Consider the following 17,654-nt stretch of genomic DNA (forward strand, 5'->3'; position numbering starts at 1 on the left):
GGTCACGTCGTTGTTGAGCACATCCAGGAAAAGTAGCGGCTTTCCGCGCGCAATTGGAGCGGTTAGGCGACTCTTTCGAACGCTGAACCGCCTCAAGGGCGGCGGTTTCGCCCTACCTTGTAAGCGAGATCGGCAGGCCGGTGGAGGTCTGGCCGTCGAATTTCTCGCCGCCCGAGGAATAGAGCTTGGCCAGCGTGCCGCCATTCTCGTCATAGAGGGTCAGCTGCTTGCCGGCGACATTCCAGGACTTGATGCCGTCGATCGGCGCCGGGCAATGCAACGGGCCGGCACGGTAGCCGGCGCCGAACTTGGTCTGCGGCGTCGCCACCTTGCAGCTCTGGCCGGAAACGCTGGCGTTCCAGACACCGGCGACACTGGCCGCGGTCAGGTCCGGCGCCCCTGCGGGCGCGCTTCCATCCGGCGGCAGCGAGGCGACCTGGCTGTTCGCCGGCGCGGTTGGGAACTGCGAGCCGTCGGCGGTGCCGGGAGCCGCCGGCGGCGGCAGCTGGTTTCCGGTCACCGTGCCGGCGGGCGCGGGAGTCAGCGGCGCCGGCTGCTGGTCATCCATCGACGAGAATCGCGATGTCGAGCAGCCGCTTGCAATCAGCGCGGCCAGCGATACGGCCACCAGACCGGTCTTCGAAAAAGTCATTCCTACCTCCGTCGGATCCGGCTGGGGGGACGCCGTCCGCGCAATCTCTCCCTCCACCAAGATGGAGAAGGTGGCAGAATTTCAACCCGATATGGTTAAAATAGGGTTTTCGGAGCAATTGTTGCAATTTTACCGCAACAGGCGTGTGACCCTCGAAGGCCTAGTTGTGGCGCGCCCCGAAGAAGCCCATCGTGCTCGGCAAAGCCCGACGCATCCCTATGCGGAAAGCGCCGCGCTCGGCACGAAGAGATAGCCGTCCGGACCGACGACATAGCATTCGCGCAGGCCATGCGGCTTGTCGATCGTGCCGGCGAGCACGATGTGGCCGAGATCGCGCGCCCGCGCCTCGATCGCATCCGGATCGGCGCCATAGAGGCGCAGCTCGATGCCCGCCCCGCGCGTCTCGGCGCCGGCGATGACGCCGCTCATCTCATTGTCGAGATAGGAATGGTCGGCATGCAGCATGAATATCGAGCCCAAGAGCTCGATCGCGGCGAAATCCTCGTCGGCATAGATGATGCGGGCGCCAAGCACGTCGCGGCAGAAGGCCTCCATCGCCGCCATGTCGGTGACCAGAAGATTGACGCCCAGCCCGCGCGGCAGCGAGCGGCCGAAATCCTCGGCCTTCATCCACGGTGTCTTGGTCCGCTTCATTGCCATCGTGCTGCCCTCGGAAATTACAGGGATGTCGCTGGAACGGTCTCAGCGCGGCTCGAACCGGTAGAGCGGTTGCGCGAGCGCCACCGGGGGCCGCAGCAAGTCGGCGCAGCGGCGGTCCAGGTCGAGCGCCAGCTGATGAGCTCTCCGCACTGCCGTCTTCCAGTCGCCGGCTGTCTTCAGAAACCCCACCGCGTCTGCGGGGCGATCGGCCGCGATCATCAGATCTGCGGCGACGATGCGATCGTCTGGTGAAATGGTTTCGCCGGCCTTCAGCTTGCCGGCCAATCCGACCCACTGCTCCCAGGGGAAGGCCGCCGCCAGCTGTTTCGGGCGAGGGGGCGCTTCGGTCTCATCGCCTTGCATGAAAGGCGCCAAAGCAAACCGCGCCAATGCCTTTCGACGAAAGACTCGGCCATTTCGCCCTGCACATCGGAGATGCCAAAGCCAGCGAGGATACTCTCCCGGTCTTTGCGACCGAGAACATAGTCGAGCCCATCGAGCATGGCCGCCGTGACGGCATCGGGATTGTTGATCGGGTCGAGCTGTTTTGCCGCGATCCGCGCGTTAAGGCCTTCGGCCACCATTGTGCCGACGCGCAGGTCGCCGCTGTAATTTATCACCTGCAGCAGAATCGCCGTTTGCGGAGCATAGGCAACAAGCCGCCCGACCGTCCGCAGAACGGCGCCCAAATCATTCTTGCGGTCGATCGCCTGGACTTCCGCCGGCTGTTTGGAAATATCGAAGGAAGGACGAAGATCGGCCGCGTGGAGCGCATTGCGTATGAACTGCGCGCGGTCGTCCTTTTTGGGAAGCACCGTGGCCGGAAGGCGATCGAGGGCACGAAGTCAGCAAGATTGTCCTCGAACGCCCGCACATCGAGGGCCAGCCGCCAAATTCCTGCATCTTCCGCTCTCTTGGCAAAACGCGACTTCGCCTCGTCATCAAGGTCGGCCAGTGCCTGCGCAATCCCCGCCGCGCCGACCGATGCGTTGTTGGCATCGGATGCCTGCCAGCGCGCCAGTTCGCCCAGCAGCCAGTCGCCGCCATCTTCGGTGACCAGCGCGCGCCAGGCAGATTGGCCAAGCTGGGCACAATGGACTGTGCCTTGGGCAGCGGTTGCATACCGGCAATCATCGCCGCCCGATCCGGCGTTGTTGCATAGGCAAGCCTGAGTTCGACAATGCGCAGCGGCGGGTGACTGCGTTTTTCCAAACCCGCCAGAAGCGCCGAGCCCTCGGCGTAGGCAAGGCCGCCATAGCGTATCTTCAGATAGGCCGCGTCATCGCCAAAACGATCGCGCCAGAAATTCGGGAACGTTGCCGGTTCGGCGAGCAGGAAATCGCCCGCGTCCAGGATGGCTGGCGTGTGAGCGCAAGCGCCGGGCTGCGCCTGTGCGCCGGCAGCCGGCGCTATCGGCGCGATCCCCATGATCGCCGCCACGACTGCAAGAACTGCCTGCCGACGCATGGTGGCCCCCTCCATTCCGCCGAGCGATCGTATACCGGAAATCATCGCCGGCGCCAGCGCGCGGCCTTTGGCCAGGGCATGCACCCGTCCCCAAATGCTTGCGCCAGATGGCATCGATCCTATCTTGCAAGAGGAAGAAACATGCCGGAGCCGCAACCTTGGCCGCAAGAAAGAGAGCCGCCAACCGCTATTACAGCGGCCCGCCAAGCGACCATTTCGACGGCACCCTGTTCTTCAACCCCGACGGCAAGCCGCCCGGCCGCTTCGCTGATCTCCTGAAATGGCAGTTGGGCGGCGAGCGCGCGAAATGGCCGGCGGCCAATCCGAGCCCGTTCCATCAGGCGAGGCCGGACGAGCGCGTCGACAGCGGCGCGCTGCGGCTCACCATGGTCGGCCATTCCTCGCTGCTCATCCAGACGGCGGGGCTGAACATCCTTACTGATCCGGTCTGGTCGCAGCGCGTCTCGCCGCTTTCCTTCGCCGGGCCGAAACGGGTCAACGCGCCGGGCATCGCCTTTTCGCAGCTGCCGCCGATCGACCGACGCCATTATCGACGCCGCCGTGCCCGGCATGCGGCTCAGCGCGCATGACTGGGGCGACAGGATCGACCTCGGCAAGGATGCCGCCGTCCATGTCGAACCGGTGCACCACTGGTCGGCCCGCGGCACCCGCGACCGGCGCATGGCCCTCTGGGCGGGGTTCGTGGTCGAGACGCCAAGCGCAAAAATCTATTTCGCCGGCGATACCGGCTTCCATGGCGGCGCCAACTACCGGCTGATGGCGGAGAAGCATGGCGGTTTCCGCCTCGCCATCCTGCCGATCGGCGCCTATGAGCCGCGCTGGTTCATGGAGCCGCAGCACCAGAATCCGGAGGAGGCGGTGCAAGGCATGAAGCTCTGCAACGCAGCCCACGCCGCCGGCTGCCACTGGGGCACTTTTCAACTCACCAATGAACCGATCGACGAGCCTGCCCGCAAATTGGCCGAGGCGCTCGACGCCGAGCGCCTGCCGCGCGAGCGTTTCCGCGCCTTGCGGCCGGGCGAGGTGTGGGATGTGCCGGCCGCCTAGCCCGGAACCTGAGCCGACCACAGGAACCCAAGCCGACAAGAGGCGTTGATCCCACAACGCAATTCGGCTGGGAGCCTTCCCATGATCAAGTGGATCATCATCCTTCTTATTGTCGCCGCCGCAGCGAGCCTGCTCGGCATGCCGGCATTGGCAGGTGCGGCCGCCACCGGCGCGCGCGTCCTGATCGGCATCGTCCTCGTCATCTTCCTGCTGATCGTGCTCGGCGTCTTCGCGGTTACTTAGGTTCGGCATCTTTGCCGTAACCAGCCGCGTCGTCTTCGTCGTGGGCTAGGCCCGACCTCTTCGTCGTGGCCGGTTCGGCATCTTTGCCGTAATCAGCGGCGGCGTCTTCGTCGTCGCCAAGGCGCGACGTCTTCGCCGCCGCTTCAACCGCGCCGCACTGGTAATTCCCGCCCGTTTCCGCCATATAGCGCCAAACGGACATGGAATGACCGGCTAGATGGCAGGCACCGCCCCCTTCGCCAAGATGAACGGCATCGGCAACGAGATCATCGTTGCCGATATGCGCGGCCGTGCCGATCGGGTGACGGCGGCGGCGGCGATCGCGCTCAATGGCGACGCCGCGACCAAGTTCGACCAGATCATGGCGATCCATGACGCCAGGACGCCCGGCACCGCCTACTATATCGACATCCTCAATTCCGACGGTTCCGGCGCGCAGGCCTGCGGCAACGGCACACGCTGCGTGGTGCAGGCGCTGGCCGCCGAGACCGGCCTGAAGGCTTTCACCTTCGAGACCCGCGCCGGCATCCTCAACGCCGTGGAACATGCCGACGGCACGATCTCGGTCGACATGGGCACGCCGCGCTTCGGCTGGCAGGAGATCCCGCTTGCCGAGGAGTTCCGCGACACCCGCATGATCGAGCTGCAGATCGGCCCGATCGACGCGCCGGTGCTGCATTCGCCCTCGGCAGTCTCGATGGGCAACCCGCACGCCATCTTCTGGGTCGACCGCGACGTCTGGTCCTATGAGCTCGACCGCTTCGGCCCGCTTTTGGAAAACCATCCGATCTTCCCCGAGCGCGCCAACATCACCATCGCTCAGGTCACCTCGCCCGAAACCATGGTCATCCGTACCTGGGAACGCGGCGCCGGCCTGACCAAGGCCTGCGGCTCGGCGGCCTGCGCCGCCGTGGTGGCGGCCGCCCGCACCAAGCGCACCGGCCGCAGCGTCTCGCTGATGACGCCCGGCGGCGGCTCGCTGCATGTCGAATGGCGCGACGACGACCACGTCATCCTGACCGGTGCCGCCGAATGGGAATTCTCCGGCAGCTTCGACCCCTCGACCGGCACCTGGGCCCGCGACACCGAAAGCGCGGCCTGATGGCAATAGACGTCGTCACCTTCGGCTGTCGCTTGAACACCTATGAATCCGAGGTGATGCGCAAGGAGGCGGAAAGCGCCGGCCTCGGCGCGCTGAAGGGCGGCGCCGTCATCTTCAACACCTGCGCCGTCACCGCGGAAGCGGTGCGCCAGGCCAAGCAATCGATCCGCAAGGCCCGCCGCGAGAACCCGCACGCCCGCATCATCGTCACCGGTTGCGCGGCGCAGACCGAGCCGCAGAACTTCGCCGCCATGGGCGAGGTCGACCTCGTGCTCGGCAATGAGGAGAAGCTGAAGGCGAACTCCTATCGCGCGCTGCCCGATTTCGGCGTCAACGACACTGAGAAGGCGCGCGTCAACGACATCTTCTCGGTGCGCGAGACGGCCGGCCACATGGTCGATGCGATCGAGGGCCGGGCGCGCGCCTTCGTCCAGGTGCAGAACGGCTGCGACCACCGCTGCACCTTCTGCATCATCCCTTACGGCCGCGGCAATTCGCGCTCGGTGCCGATGGGCGCCGTGGTCGAGCAGGTCAAGCGGCTGGCCGGCAATGGCTATGCCGAGGTCGTGCTGACCGGCGTCGACATGACCAGCTTTGGCGCCGACCTGCCGGGCGCCCCGAAGCTTGGGAAGCTGGTGAAGACGATCCTGCGCCAGGTGCCAGAGGTGACGCGGCTCAGGCTGTCCTCGATCGATTCCATCGAGGCCGACGACGACCTGCTGGATGCCATCGCCACCGAGCCCCGGCTGATGCCGCATCTGCATCTGTCGCTGCAGTCGGGCGACGACATGATCCTGAAGCGCATGAAGCGCCGCCATCTGCGCGACCAGTCGATCCGCTTCTGCGAGGACGTGCGCAAGCTGCGCCCCGGCATCGTCTTTGGCGCCGACATCATCGCCGGCTTCCCGACCGAGACCGAGGCGATGTTCGAGAATTCGGAAAGAATAGTCGAGGAATGCGGATTGACGCATCTCCACGTCTTCCCGTTCAGCCCACGCGAAGGCACGCCCGCCGCGCGCATGCCGCAGGTCCGCCGCGAGGTGGTCAAGCAGCGCGCCGCCAGGCTGCGCGCCGCCGGCGAGGCCGCCTATCGCCGCCATCTCGCTGCCCTTGCCGGCACGCGCCAGTCGATCCTGGTCGAGCGCGACGGCCTCGGCCGCACCGAGGGGTTCACGCTGGCCGCCATCGACGCCGGGATGCCGGGCGAGATCGTCGAGGCCATCATCACCGGCCATGACGGCACCCGCCTGATCGCGGCGCCGCTGACCGCCCGCGCTGCCTGAGAAAACGCAAAGCATGGCCGGTTTCTTCAAGAAGATATTTTCGTTCGGCAAGAAGGAAGTCGTCGAGGAGCGCGTCGACGAGACCGCCCCGCTGCCGCCGATCAAATGGGATGCGCTGGACGCGCTGAAACCGGCGGCCGAGCAGGCTGTTCCGGAATTGCTGAAGCGCGACGAGCCGCAGCCTGAGGCGGAAGTCACGATGCCGGCTCCGCCTCCCGCAGTGGAGGCCGCACCCACGCCGCAACCGGCGCCGGAAGAGCCGAAGCCCGAGCCGGCTCCGATCATTCCGCCCGTGCCGGAGCCAACCGTTCCGGCTGAGCCGGAACCGCTGCCGGAGCCTGAACCCATAGAGGAGCCTCAGCCCGAGCCGCCGGTACCCGAAGAAATCCCAACACAGCCGACGGTACCGGCACCAGCGCCCGAGCCGCAGCCCCAAGAGGTGCCTGCACCCGCGCCGGCCGAGCCGGAAATTGTCCCGTCGCGTCCGGAACCGCAGCCTGAGCCGTCGCCGATCGAGGTGCCGACCCTGCCCAGCGAAGTCCCTGCCGATACGCCGTCGCCGATCGAGATTCCACCGGCCGAGGCACCTTCTATCGAGCCATCTTCAGAGGTCGGCGCCGCCCCTCATCCGCCTGCCGGCACCTTCTCCCCGCATAGTGACGGGGAGAAGGAAGAAGTGCCAACGCCGACGCCCCCCTCTCCCCGTCCTTCACGGGCAGAGGGTAAGGGTGAGGGGCAGCGCCGACCTCCACAGGATTTGGCGTCACTGGAGCCTGCTCCGCCGGCGGAAATCTCTCCTCCTATTCGCCAGCCTGCGCCGGTCGAACCGGAGCGGATCCTTGCCGAGATTGCACCCGAGCCAGAAGCCGTCCCCGCGCCGCAGCCAAGGCCCGCGCCGTCCGCCGGCAAGGTAACCGTCGCGAAAAAGGTCGAGCAGAAGGCCGAGGCGCAGAAGGCGCCGGAGCCGGTGGCAAGACGTTCCTGGTTCCAGCGCATGCGCGACGGGCTTGCCCGCTCCTCGCGCGAGCTCTCGGGCAACATCGCCGGCGTCTTCACCAAGCGCAAGCTGGACGAGGACACGCTGCAGGACCTGGAGGACGTGCTGATCCGCGCCGATCTCGGCCTGGAAACCGCGCTCCGCGTCACCGATGCGCTGGCCTCCAGCCGCTACGGCAAGGACGTCTCCGACACGGAGGTGCGCTCGGTCATGGCGGCCGAGGTGGAGAAGGTGCTGACCCCCGTCGCGCTGCCGCTGGAGCTCGACCTCAGCCACAAGCCGCATGTCATCCTGGTGGTCGGCGTCAACGGCACCGGCAAGACCACGACCATCGGCAAGCTGGCCGCCAAGCTGACCGATGGCGGCCTGTCGGTAATGCTCGCCGCCGGCGACACCTTCCGCGCCGCCGCGATCGAGCAGCTCAAGATCTGGGGTGAGCGGACGAAATCGCCGGTCATCGCCTCCAAGCTCGGCGCCGATGCCGCCGGCCTCGCCTATGACGCCTTCGAGAAGGCCAAGGAGGCCGGCTCCGACGTGCTGATCATCGACACCGCCGGCCGGCTGCAGAACAAGGCCGAGCTGATGGCGGAGCTGGAGAAGATCGTGCGCGTGCTCGGCAAGCTCGACCCGGAAGCGCCGCACACCGTGCTGCAGACGGTCGACGCCACCACCGGCCAGAATGCGCTCAACCAGGTCGAGATCTTCCGCAACGTCGCCGGCGTCAACGGCCTGGTGATGACCAAGCTGGACGGCACGGCGCGCGGCGGTATTCTGGTGGCGATCGCGGCCAAGCACAGGCTGCCGGTCTATTTCATCGGCGTCGGCGAACAGGTCGACGACCTCGAACCTTTTTCAGCCAGCGAATTCGCCAGGGCGATCGCCGGCGTGGCTTGAACGATCCCAAAAGCGCCGACTTTCGGGACAACAAGGACTTCCATGAACATCCTCGAACGCGACCCGTCCGACCCGCAGAAACAGAAGAAGGAAGGCGTCAACCCGGCGCTCAAGCTGCTGCTTGAGCTCGGCCCGCTGCTGGTGTTCTTCTTCGCCAATGCGCGCGGCGAATGGCTGGTGCAGAAATTTCCGGCGCTGGGCGAGCTCGGCGGACCGATTTTCGTCGCCACGGGCCTGTTCATGGCCGCCACCGCCATCGCGCTGATGGCGTCCTGGCTGCTGACCCGCACCTTGCCGATCATGCCGCTCGTGTCGGGTGTCGTGGTCTTCGTCTTCGGCGCACTGACGCTCTATCTGCAGGACGACATCTTCATCAAGATGAAGCCGACTATCGTCAACACGCTGTTCGGCGGCGTGCTGCTCGGCGGCCTGTTCTTCGGCAAGTCGCTGCTTGGCTACGTCTTCGATTCCGCCTTCAGCCTCGACACCGAGGGCTGGAGGAAGCTTACCTTCCGCTGGGGGCTGTTCTTCCTCTTCCTGGCCATCGTCAACGAAGTCGTCTGGCGCAATTTCTCGACCGATGCCTGGGTTACGTTCAAGGTCTGGGGCATCATGCCCATCACGCTTCTCTTCACCTTCAGCCAGATGCCGCTGATCATGCGCCATTCGCTGGAGGAAAAGGCCAAGGAAGAGAACGCCGGCAAATAGAACTGAGAGGGGGACGGGCATGGAATTCCTCACCACGCGCGACGAGCTGAGGACGATCTACAAGACGCCCCGACCGACCGACGGCCCCATCCGCAAGGAGCTGAAGGCGCTCGACGGCCACTGCCGCTCCTTCATCGGCAAGAGCCCCTTCGTGCTGATCGGCTCCTCCGACGGCGCCGGCAATGCCGACGTGACGCCGAAAGGCGACAAGCCCGGCTTCGCCGCCATCCTCGACGACAACACCATCGCCATCCCCGACCGGCCCGGCAACAACCGGCTGGACACGCTGGAGAACATCGTCCGCAATCCCTCGGTCGGGCTGTTGTTCCTCATTCCCGGCATGACGAGACGCTGCGCGTCAACGGCGACGCCCGCATCACCGTCGATGCCGGCCTGCGCGGGCGGCTGGCCGTCGACGGCAAGGAGCCGCAGAGCGTCGTCGTGGTGTCGGTCAAGGCCGCCTACATGCATTGCGCCAAGGCCTTCATGCGCTCGGATCTGTGGAAGCCGGAGACCTGGTACGACCGCGCGACGCTGCCGACGCTCGGCCAGATCATCCGCGACCAGCTGGCGCTCGCCGAGGCGGCCGGCGACATCGACCGCGAGCTGGACCAGGATTACCGGCAGACCATGTGGTAGCCTCGGGCACGATTCGCCCGGACAGTTCCCGCTTGCTCAACATCTTTGCCATTTCCGGCAGCCTGCGCGCCGCCTCGACGAATTCGGCGCTGCTCGCGGCGCTGGCTCAAAACGCGCCGGCCGGCTCCCGCGTGACCCTCTATGACGGACTTGGCCGGCTGCCGATCTTCAACCCGGACGACGAGGGCGAGCGCACGCCACCGGAAGCGGCAGCGCTGATCGAGGCCGTCACCGCGGCCGACGGCGTCATCGTCTCCTGTCCGGAATATGCCCATGGCGTGCCGGGCGGTATGAAGAACGCGCTCGACTGGCTGGTGTCGCGCGACGCCGCCGTCGCCAAGCCGGCCATGCTGGTGCACGCCTCGCCGCGCTCGCTCTACGCCCGCGCCGCGCTCAGCGAGATCATGCGCACCATGTCTTTCGTCCTCTTTGAGGAGACGGCGCTGGAGATCGTCCTGATCGGCAAGAAGCCGCCGGAGATGGAGGCGATCTTGACGACGGCCGAGAACCGGCTGGCGATGCGCGCGGCGGTGCAGGGCTTCGCGGCGTCTATACGCGGTCGAATATGAGGTCGTCATCCTGGAGCGAAGCGACGCAGCGCAGACCCTAGGACCCGTGCCGTTACGCTAAGGCATTACAACGGTTACAGAATTCTGCGCCGTTGCACCGACGTCGAAGGTCACGGCATGGAGGGGCGCTCTCCGGCGAGCCGTCAATACGTTTTGGCGCCATTCACCATCAGCCGCACCATGTAGAGCGACGTCGTGCCCGCGATGTAAAGGCAGTTCCGCTTGTTGCCGCCGAACACGCAGTTGGCGACGACCTCCGGCACCTTGATCTTGCCGATCAATGTGCCGTCCGGATCGTAGCAATGGACGCCGTCGGCGGCGCTCGTCCAGATGCGCCCGTCCTCGTCGACCCGGAAGCCGTCGAACAGGCCGGCCGTGCAGTCGGCGAAGACCTTTTCGCCGGAGACCTTCTTGCCGCCCTTGCCGACGTTGAAGACGCGGATATGCGCAGGGTTCTTGGCGCCGTGGGTGCGCCCGGTGTCGGCGACATAGAGTTTGCTTTCGTCGAGCGAGAAGGCAAGCCCGTTGGGCCTCACCATGTCGGTGATGACGGCATCGATCTCGCCGCTGTCCGGATCGACCCGGTAGACGTTGCAGGCGCCGATCTCGCTCTCGGCCTTGTCGCCTTCATAGTCGGTGTCGATGCCGTAGCTCGGATCGGTGAACCAGATCGAACCGTCGGACTTCACCACCGCGTCGTTGGGCGAATTCAGCCGCTTGCCGCGCCATTTGTCGGCGATGGTGATGATCGAGCCGTCATGCTCGGTGCGGCTGACACGGCGGCCCGAATGCTCGCAGGTGACCAGCCGGCCCTGCCGGTCGACCGTGTTGCCGTTGGAATTTCCCGACGGCTGGCGGAACACGCTGACGCCGCTGTCGGTCTCGTCAAAGCGCAGCATGCGGTTGTTCGGGATATCCGACCAGACGAGATAACGGCCGGCGGCGAACCAGGCCGGGCCTTCCGCCCAGCGGCATCCGGTGAACAGCTTCTCCACTTGCGCGTTGGAGTTGAACAACCGCGCGAAACGCGGATCGAGAATTTCGTAGTAGTCGGCGGCCGCCATGCATCTCCTCCCGGCATTCAGTCGGTCGCGATCAAGCCAGCCGGCGAGCGATATGGCAAGATCGGTGATAACGGCTTCACCGTCTCTTGAGGCCTTGGCAGCCTTCAATCAGGTTTGCTCGGCGGTAACGGCCGGTTAACCGGCTATGCGTTCAGCGCAATGGTGCATTGCAACATCTTCTTTTTGCAACGCACTATTCCTATGTCATGCTCCGTATCGATCAAGGGAGGAACAATTCGCCGCCAGAACGCGGCACGAAAGGACCCTCGTCATGATCTTCGACAACTTTGTTTCCCGCGCTCGCACCAGCATCGCCAAGCGCAAGCAGTACAACCGCCTCGTCGCCGAAATCGACAGCTTCTCCAGCCGCGATCTGGCCGACATGCGCGCCGACCGCTCCGAGATGCTCTACCAGATCCACAAGCAGATCTACGGCTGAGTTTTTCGCCCCAACCAGCTCCGCGCCGTCAGGCGCGTTGAGATTCAGGTCAGGCCGAGTCGAGAATGGTGGATTCCGAGAACCGGAGCGGAGCGTACTTAGGTACGTGAGCACCGGAAGCGCGCAGGAAGCCGCGATTCGCAGGCCGCCATCACCTGATATCAATGCGCCGCCAGCGCCTTCTCGATCTGCGGCAAGAGCAGAGTTTCCGCAGATTCGGCCGTGATCGGCCCGACATGCTTGTAGGCGATCTTGCCGTCCTTGCCGACGACGAAGGTCTCCGGCACGCCGTAGACGCCCCAGTCGATCGCCGCCCGGCCCGCCTCGTCGACACCGATCGCCTGGTAGGGATTGCCGACCTCGCCGAGGAATCGGCGGGCGTTCGCGGGCTCGTCCTTGTAGTTCAGCGCCGCCAGCACGAAACGCTTGTCCTTCGACAGAGCGAGCAGCACCGGATGCTCGTCGCGGCACGGCGCGCACCACGAGGCAAAGACGTTGACCAGCGTGACCTTGCCGGCGAAGGCCTTCGAATCGAGCCCCGGCAAGGCGCTGCCTTGCAGCGGCGGCAGGTTGGTCTGCGGCGCCGGCAGGCCGATCAGCGCCGACGGCACTTCCGACACGTCGCGGCCGGACAGAAGCTGCGACAGGAACAGCCCCGCCAGCCCGAGGAACACCAGCAGCGGCAAAAGCACGAACAGGCGCCGCCACCGCGCCGGCGTTGCGGTCTCCGTGCTCTCGCCGCTCATGATTTCGCGCCCTTGTCCTTGACGGCCTCGGCGCCCTTGTCGGAGCGCCGGCGCACGCCGGCGGCTTCCAGCTCGGCAAGATCGCGCTTGCGGCCGCGCTGGTCGATGAGGATCCATGCGACCAGCGCGGCCAGCACCAGCGCCGTGATGGCATAGGCGGCCGTGACATAGAGCGCATGCGCGCTCATGGCAGCCGCTCCACGTGGATGCGGCTTTCCGGTCCGGCCATGTTGCCCTGTTCGATCATGCTTTCCCTTAGCCTTGCCGTTCCAGCTTCGCAATCGGCCGCCGCGCCGCAGCCTCAGTCCGTCCCGTGGCGCAGTGCCAAAGCCGCCGCCAGCGGTCCGAGCACGGCAAGAAACAGCGTCAGCGCGGCAAGAATGAGGAAAGGCTGCAGGAACGGCGCCGGGTCGGCCACCGCGCCATAGCTGGCCGAAACGCCGAAGATCAGCACCGGAATGGTGAGCGGCAGCACCAGCACAGAGATCAGCAGCCCGCCGCGCGGCAGCGCCACCGCGACCGCGGCGCCGGCGGCGCCGATGAAGGTGATGGCCGGCGTGCCGACGAGAAGCGTGAGCGCCGTGGCGCCGATGCCGGCCGCCTCCATGTTCATGAACAGCCCCAGCAAGGGTGCGGCGACCACCAGCGGCAGCACGCTTCCCGCCCAATGCGCCAGGCATTTCACCAGCACCGTCAGCGCCAGCATGTGGCGATCGTGGCCCCGCACCAGAAGATCGAGCGAGCCGTCCTCGCGGTCGGCCTGGAACAGCCGGTCGAGGCCGAGCAGGCAGGCAAGCAGGGCGGCGATCCACAGGATCGCCGGGCCGATGCGGGCAAGCAGGTTGAGATCCGGGCCGACGCCGAACGGGATGGTGGCGATGACGGCAAGGAAGAAGATGACGCCCGTCAACGCCCCGCCACCGGCGCGGATGGAGAGGCGGATGTCGCGCAGGAGGAGGGCTAGCATGGGTTGAGATGCCTGCGCCCAGGCCCCCCTCTCTGGCCTGCCGGCCATCTCCCCCTCAAGGGGGGAGATTGGATGTCACTTCGGCTTTCGCCAATTTTCAACATAAGGAAGCTGGCGGGGCGCGCGAACTGCCGATCTCCCCCCTTGAGGGGGAGATGCCCGGCAGGGCAGAGAGGGGGGTGCCAGAGCGCCAACCTCAACCGACTTCCCCCATCCTCAACGCCTTCGCCCCCTCCAATCCCAGCGGCAGATGCGTCGCCGCCACGATGATCCCGCCTTCCTCCAGATGCCCGCGCATCAACCCCGCGAACCGTTCCTCGGACGCCTTGTCCAGCCCCGCCGTCGGCTCGTCGAGCAGCCAGATCGGCCGGTGGCTAACCAGGAGTTTTGCGATGGATGCCCGCCGCCGCTGGCCGGTCGAGAGATAGCCAAACGGCAGATGGCCGATGCCGCCGAGCCCGACGGTCTCCAGCGCCTCGTCGACGCCGAGCGCCGGCTCGCCGCAGAAGTCGCGCCAGAAGCGCAGATTCTCCGCCACACTCAAGGCCGTCTTCATCGCGTTGAGATGGCCGAGATAGTGGACGGCCGCGGCGACCGTGGGGAAAGCCTCGCCGCCGCCTTCGACCTGGACCCGCCCTTCGGCGGCCCGCAGCAGACCGGCGATGACCCTCAGCAGCGTCGATTTGCCGGCGCCGTTTGGCCCGGTGACGACCAGCGCCTCGCCCTTCTCGAGCGCAAAGCCGATGCCGGCAAAGACCGTCTCGCCGCCGCGCTCGCCGCCCAGATTTTCGGCGATCAGCCGCATCATTGCCCGTTCCGAAAGCGCCGTTTCGCGGCCGTCGCCGCATCGCACAAATTTGCCTTTCGACTGTCTAGAACTATTCCAGGAAATTCTCTATATGCGGTTCATCCGTGCCAGCGGTCGGCTCGGGAACAGAATTAGCGCCGAACCAGCGCACGCGCCGCCTTGAACGGCTCGGGTTGCTTGGGAGCGGACAGCGGAAATGGCCGTACCCGCACCTTTGCGCGTGATTGCATGCCATCGGCGTCCGTTCCCTTTCAGGCTGAACAGACAAGGACGGATCGCACGTGTCAAAATCCCTGGACAGTTTCAAATGCCGCCGCACCCTGACCGCGGGTGGCGCTGACTATGTCTATTTCGACCTCACCGAGGCCGAGAAGAACGGCCTCGCCGGCATCGCCCGGCTGCCCTATTCGATGAAGGTGCTGCTGGAGAACCTGCTGCGCAACGAGGACGGCCGCTCGGTCACCAAGGAAAGCATCCAGGCGGTGGCCGGCTGGCTGACCGACAAGGGCACCGCCGGCGTCGAGATCGCCTACCGTCCGGCCCGCGTTCTGATGCAGGATTTCACCGGCGTTCCGGCGGTGGTCGACCTGGCGGCCATGCGCGACGGCATCAAGGCGCTCGGCGGCGATCCGGAAAAGATCAACCCGCTGGTGCCGGTCGATCTCGTCATCGACCACTCCGTCATCGTCGACGAGTTCGGCACGCCGATGGCCTTCGCCCGCAATGTCGAGCTCGAATATGAGCGCAACGAGGAGCGCTACAAGTTCCTGAAATGGGGCCAGCAGGCGTTCCGCAACTTCCGCGTCGTGCCGCCCGGCACCGGCATCTGCCACCAGGTCAACCTCGAATATCTCGGCCAGGTCGTGTGGACGAACAGCGAGGACGGCGAAACCACCGCCTATCCCGACACCTGCGTCGGCACCGATTCGCACACCACCATGATCAATGGCCTCGGCGTGCTCGGCTGGGGCGTCGGCGGCATCGAGGCCGAGGCGGCGATGCTCGGCCAGCCCGTCTCCATGCTCTTGCCGGAGGTCATCGGCTTCCGCCTCACCGGCAAGCTCAAGGAAGGTGTCACCGCCACCGACCTCGTGCTCACCGTTACCCAGATGCTGCGCAAGAAGGGCGTCGTCGGCAAGTTCGTCGAGTTCTTCGGGCCCGGCCTCTCCAACATGACGCTGGCCGACCGCGCCACCATCGGCAACATGGCGCCCGAATACGGCGCCACCTGCGGCTTCTTCCCGGTCGACAGCGAGACCATCCGCTACCTGACGATGTCCGGCCGCGACGAGAACCGCATCGCGCTGGTCGAGGCCTATTCGAAGGCCCAGGGCATGTGGCGCGACGCCGGCTCCGCCGACCCGGTCTTCACCGACCTGCTCGAGCTCGATCTCGGCGACGTCGTGCCGTCGATGGCAGGCCCGAAGCGCCCCGAGGGCCGCGTCGCGCTGGAAGGCATTCCGGCCGGCTTCGCCAAGGCGATGGAGACCGAGTACAAGAAGGCCGCCGAGATCTCCAAGCGCTACGCTGTCGAAGGCACCGACCACGATCTCGGCCATGGCGACGTCGTCATCGCCGCCATCACCTCGTGCACCAACACCTCGAACCCGAGCGTGCTGATCGGCGCCGGGCTGCTCGCCCGCAACGCCAACCGCGTCGGCCTGAAGCAGAAGCCGTGGGTGAAGACCTCGCTGGCGCCAGGCAGCCAGGTGGTCGCCGAATATCTGGAAAAATCCGGCCTGCAGAAGGAGCTCGACCAGATCGGCTTCAACCTAGTCGGCTTCGGCTGCACCACCTGCATCGGCAATTCCGGCCCGCTGCCGGCGCCGATCTCCAAGACCATCAACGATAAGGGCCTGATCGCCGCCGCGGTCTTGTCCGGCAACCGCAACTTCGAGGGCCGCGTCTCGCCGGACGTGCAGGCGAACTATCTCGCCTCGCCGCCGCTGGTCGTCGCCCATGCGCTGGCCGGCACGGTGACCAAGGACCTGACCACCGAGCCGCTTGGCGAGGACAGGAACGGCAACCCCGTCTACCTCAAGGACATCTGGCCGAGCGCGGCCGAGATCCAGGAGTTCATCGAGAAGAACGTCACGCGCGAGTTGTTCGCCCGCAAATACGCCGACGTCTTCAAGGGCGACGAGTACTGGCAGAAGGTCAAGGCGCCGGAAGGCCAGACCTATGCCTGGGACGACAGCTCGACCTATGTGCAGAACCCGCCCTATTTCGCCGGCATGACATCGGGCTTCGGCAAGATCGGCGACATCAAGGGCGCGCGCGTGCTCGGTCTCTTCGGCGACAAGATCACCACCGACCACATCTCGCCGGCGGGCTCGATCAAGGCCGCCTCGCCGGCCGGCAAGTACCTGACCGAGCATGGCGTCGGCGTCGCCGACTTCAACCAGTACGGCACGCGGCGCGGCAACCATGAGGTGATGATGCGCGGCACCTTCGCCAACATCCGCATCCGCAACCACATGCTGGGCGAGAACGGCCGCGAGGGCGGCTACACGATCCACTATCCCTCGAAGGAGGAGATGTCGATCTACGACGCCGCGATGGAATACAAGAAGGAAGGCGTGCCGCTGGTCATCTTCGCCGGCGTCGAATACGGCAACGGCTCCTCGCGCGACTGGGCGGCCAAGGGCACGAATCTGCTTGGTGTCCGCGCCGTCATCGCCCAGTCCTTCGAGCGCATCCATCGCTCGAACCTGGTCGGCATGGGCGTCATCCCCTTCGTCTTCGAGGACGGCACCTCATGGGCCTCGCTCAACCTCAAAGGCGACGAGCTGGTCGAGATCGACGGCCTGGACGCCATCAAGCCGCGCCAGAAGATGACCGCCAAGGTCACTTATGGCGACGGCACGGTGAAGAACATCCCGATCATCTGCCGCATCGATACGCTGGACGAGCTCGACTACTTCAAGAACGGCGGCATTTTGCAGTACGTGCTGCGCGATCTGGCAGCTTGATAAGGGAGTAGGGGAGTAGGAAGTAGGGAAGAGACACCCCTATTCCCCTATTCCCCTATTCCCCTATTCCCCTATTCCCCTATTCCCCTATTCCCCTATTCCCCTATTCCCCTATTCCCCTATTCCCCTATTCCCCTATTCCGCACTTCCCGCGCGCCCCACAATCCCGCGGCAATAAAGGCAAGGTTGGTCAAAGCATTAGCCGGCTCTGCCCAAAGTTCCGGCCCGGTCCGCTCGCAATAAAGATCGACGGGCGTCAGGAGTGTTTGCCACATGACGATGATGCGCCCTCCGAATCGAACCGCAGCATGAAGTGGAGGGGTCTTTCCTATTGCGGCCCTGGGCGTGCTTGCAGCGCCGAAAATTTCACCGCAAC

The 17,654-nt window shown here is 65.7% G+C and carries 18 protein-coding genes and 2 pseudogenes; 11 read left to right on the top strand and 9 right to left on the bottom strand.

The window, feature by feature from the left end:
* Nucleotides 1-112: 112 nt before the first annotated feature.
* The 3 genes from EN846_RS16335 to EN846_RS16345 all read right to left on the bottom strand — a co-directional run bounded on the left by EN846_RS16335 (nt 113) and on the right by EN846_RS16345 (nt 1,675).
* Nucleotides 113-652 carry an AprI/Inh family metalloprotease inhibitor gene (locus EN846_RS16335; RefSeq protein ID WP_127282099.1) on the bottom strand — a complete coding sequence of 180 codons (540 nt, stop codon included), beginning with the start codon at nt 650-652 and terminating at the stop codon, nt 113-115.
* A gap of 216 nt (nt 653-868) precedes the next feature.
* Nucleotides 869-1,312, bottom strand: coding sequence for a VOC family protein (locus EN846_RS16340; protein WP_127392894.1), 444 nt, complete (start codon nt 1,310-1,312; stop codon nt 869-871).
* A 42-nt stretch (nt 1,313-1,354) separates the two neighbouring features.
* Nucleotides 1,355-1,675 (bottom strand): hypothetical protein, encoded by a 321-nt coding sequence (locus EN846_RS16345; RefSeq protein WP_135913915.1) that lies wholly within the window; start codon nt 1,673-1,675, stop codon nt 1,355-1,357.
* A 26-nt stretch (nt 1,676-1,701) separates the two neighbouring features.
* Here EN846_RS16345 and EN846_RS16350 point away from each other — a divergent pair, with 26 nt between their 5' ends.
* From EN846_RS16350 to EN846_RS16360, 3 genes and pseudogenes are all read left to right on the top strand, one after another.
* Entirely contained in the window at nt 1,702-2,484 is a 783-nt protein-coding gene (locus EN846_RS16350; protein WP_135913916.1) for a hypothetical protein, read from the top strand.
* A gap of 402 nt (nt 2,485-2,886) precedes the next feature.
* A pseudogene (locus EN846_RS16355) lies at nt 2,887-3,847 on the top strand (MBL fold metallo-hydrolase).
* Nucleotides 3,848-3,928: 81 nt separating this feature from the next.
* On the top strand, nt 3,929-4,090 hold the full coding sequence (locus tag EN846_RS16360; protein WP_023683859.1) for a DUF1328 family protein: 162 nt from the start codon (nt 3,929-3,931) through the stop codon (nt 4,088-4,090).
* Here the strand turns inward: EN846_RS16360 and EN846_RS16365 are convergent.
* Nucleotides 4,083-4,292 (bottom strand): hypothetical protein, encoded by a 210-nt coding sequence (locus tag EN846_RS16365; protein WP_127282103.1) that lies wholly within the window; start codon nt 4,290-4,292, stop codon nt 4,083-4,085. The two genes, EN846_RS16360 and EN846_RS16365, sit on opposite strands and share 8 nt — an antisense overlap.
* A 15-nt stretch (nt 4,293-4,307) precedes the next feature.
* On the opposite strand from EN846_RS16365, the gene dapF reads away from it, so the two are divergent.
* From dapF to EN846_RS16395, 6 genes and pseudogenes are all read left to right on the top strand, one after another.
* Complete coding sequence (dapF, locus tag EN846_RS16370) at nt 4,308-5,192, top strand: diaminopimelate epimerase (RefSeq protein ID WP_127394177.1); 885 nt, start codon at nt 4,308-4,310, stop codon at nt 5,190-5,192.
* Complete coding sequence (gene mtaB / locus EN846_RS16375; RefSeq protein WP_127394176.1) at nt 5,192-6,475, top strand: tRNA (N(6)-L-threonylcarbamoyladenosine(37)-C(2))-methylthiotransferase MtaB; 1,284 nt, start codon at nt 5,192-5,194, stop codon at nt 6,473-6,475. The genes dapF and mtaB overlap by 1 nt, the downstream gene beginning before the upstream one ends.
* Nucleotides 6,476-6,488: 13 nt before the next feature.
* The gene (gene ftsY / locus EN846_RS16380) at nt 6,489-8,366 is read left to right on the top strand and encodes a signal recognition particle-docking protein FtsY (RefSeq protein WP_135858953.1); all 1,878 of its coding nucleotides are present in this window, start codon (nt 6,489-6,491) and stop codon (nt 8,364-8,366) included.
* 42 nt (nt 8,367-8,408) lie between these two features.
* Nucleotides 8,409-9,074 carry a septation protein A gene (locus EN846_RS16385; RefSeq protein ID WP_127394137.1) on the top strand — a complete coding sequence of 222 codons (666 nt, stop codon included), beginning with the start codon at nt 8,409-8,411 and terminating at the stop codon, nt 9,072-9,074.
* A 19-nt stretch (nt 9,075-9,093) separates the two neighbouring features.
* Nucleotides 9,094-9,713: pseudogene (locus EN846_RS16390) on the top strand (pyridoxamine 5'-phosphate oxidase family protein).
* A 32-nt stretch (nt 9,714-9,745) separates the two neighbouring features.
* Nucleotides 9,746-10,282, top strand: a complete 537-nt coding sequence (locus EN846_RS16395; protein ID WP_127393097.1) for an NADPH-dependent FMN reductase — start codon at nt 9,746-9,748, stop codon at nt 10,280-10,282.
* Between the two features lie 143 nt (nt 10,283-10,425).
* Here the strand turns inward: EN846_RS16395 and EN846_RS16400 are convergent, their stop codons facing one another.
* Complete coding sequence (locus tag EN846_RS16400) at nt 10,426-11,346, bottom strand: SMP-30/gluconolactonase/LRE family protein (protein WP_127393096.1); 921 nt, start codon at nt 11,344-11,346, stop codon at nt 10,426-10,428.
* A 271-nt stretch (nt 11,347-11,617) separates the two neighbouring features.
* Between EN846_RS16400 and EN846_RS16405 the strand changes: the two genes are divergently transcribed.
* Complete coding sequence (locus EN846_RS16405) at nt 11,618-11,785, top strand: hypothetical protein (protein WP_127393095.1); 168 nt, start codon at nt 11,618-11,620, stop codon at nt 11,783-11,785.
* A gap of 161 nt (nt 11,786-11,946) precedes the next feature.
* On the opposite strand, the gene EN846_RS16410 is transcribed toward EN846_RS16405, so the two are convergent.
* The 4 genes from EN846_RS16410 to ccmA form a co-directional block, all read right to left on the bottom strand.
* Nucleotides 11,947-12,531, bottom strand: coding sequence for a DsbE family thiol:disulfide interchange protein (locus EN846_RS16410; RefSeq protein WP_127393094.1), 585 nt, complete (start codon nt 12,529-12,531; stop codon nt 11,947-11,949).
* Nucleotides 12,528-12,719, bottom strand: coding sequence for a heme exporter protein CcmD (ccmD, locus tag EN846_RS16415; RefSeq protein WP_127393093.1), 192 nt, complete (start codon nt 12,717-12,719; stop codon nt 12,528-12,530). The genes EN846_RS16410 and ccmD overlap by 4 nt, the downstream gene beginning before the upstream one ends.
* Nucleotides 12,720-12,832: 113 nt before the next feature.
* Nucleotides 12,833-13,498 carry a heme exporter protein CcmB gene (gene ccmB, locus EN846_RS16420; RefSeq protein WP_135913917.1) on the bottom strand — a complete coding sequence of 222 codons (666 nt, stop codon included), beginning with the start codon at nt 13,496-13,498 and terminating at the stop codon, nt 12,833-12,835.
* 196 nt (nt 13,499-13,694) lie between these two features.
* Entirely contained in the window at nt 13,695-14,303 is a 609-nt protein-coding gene (gene ccmA / locus EN846_RS16430; protein ID WP_127393098.1) for a heme ABC exporter ATP-binding protein CcmA, read from the bottom strand.
* Between the two features lie 284 nt (nt 14,304-14,587).
* Here ccmA and acnA point away from each other — a divergent pair, with 284 nt between their 5' ends.
* Entirely contained in the window at nt 14,588-17,278 is a 2,691-nt protein-coding gene (gene acnA, locus EN846_RS16435) for an aconitate hydratase AcnA (protein ID WP_127393091.1), read from the top strand.
* Nucleotides 17,279-17,654: the final 376 nt, after the last annotated feature.

Origin of the sequence: Mesorhizobium sp. M4B.F.Ca.ET.203.01.1.1 (assembly GCF_004791025.1) — a bacterium.
GTDB lineage: Bacteria > Pseudomonadota > Alphaproteobacteria > Rhizobiales > Rhizobiaceae > Mesorhizobium > Mesorhizobium abyssinicae.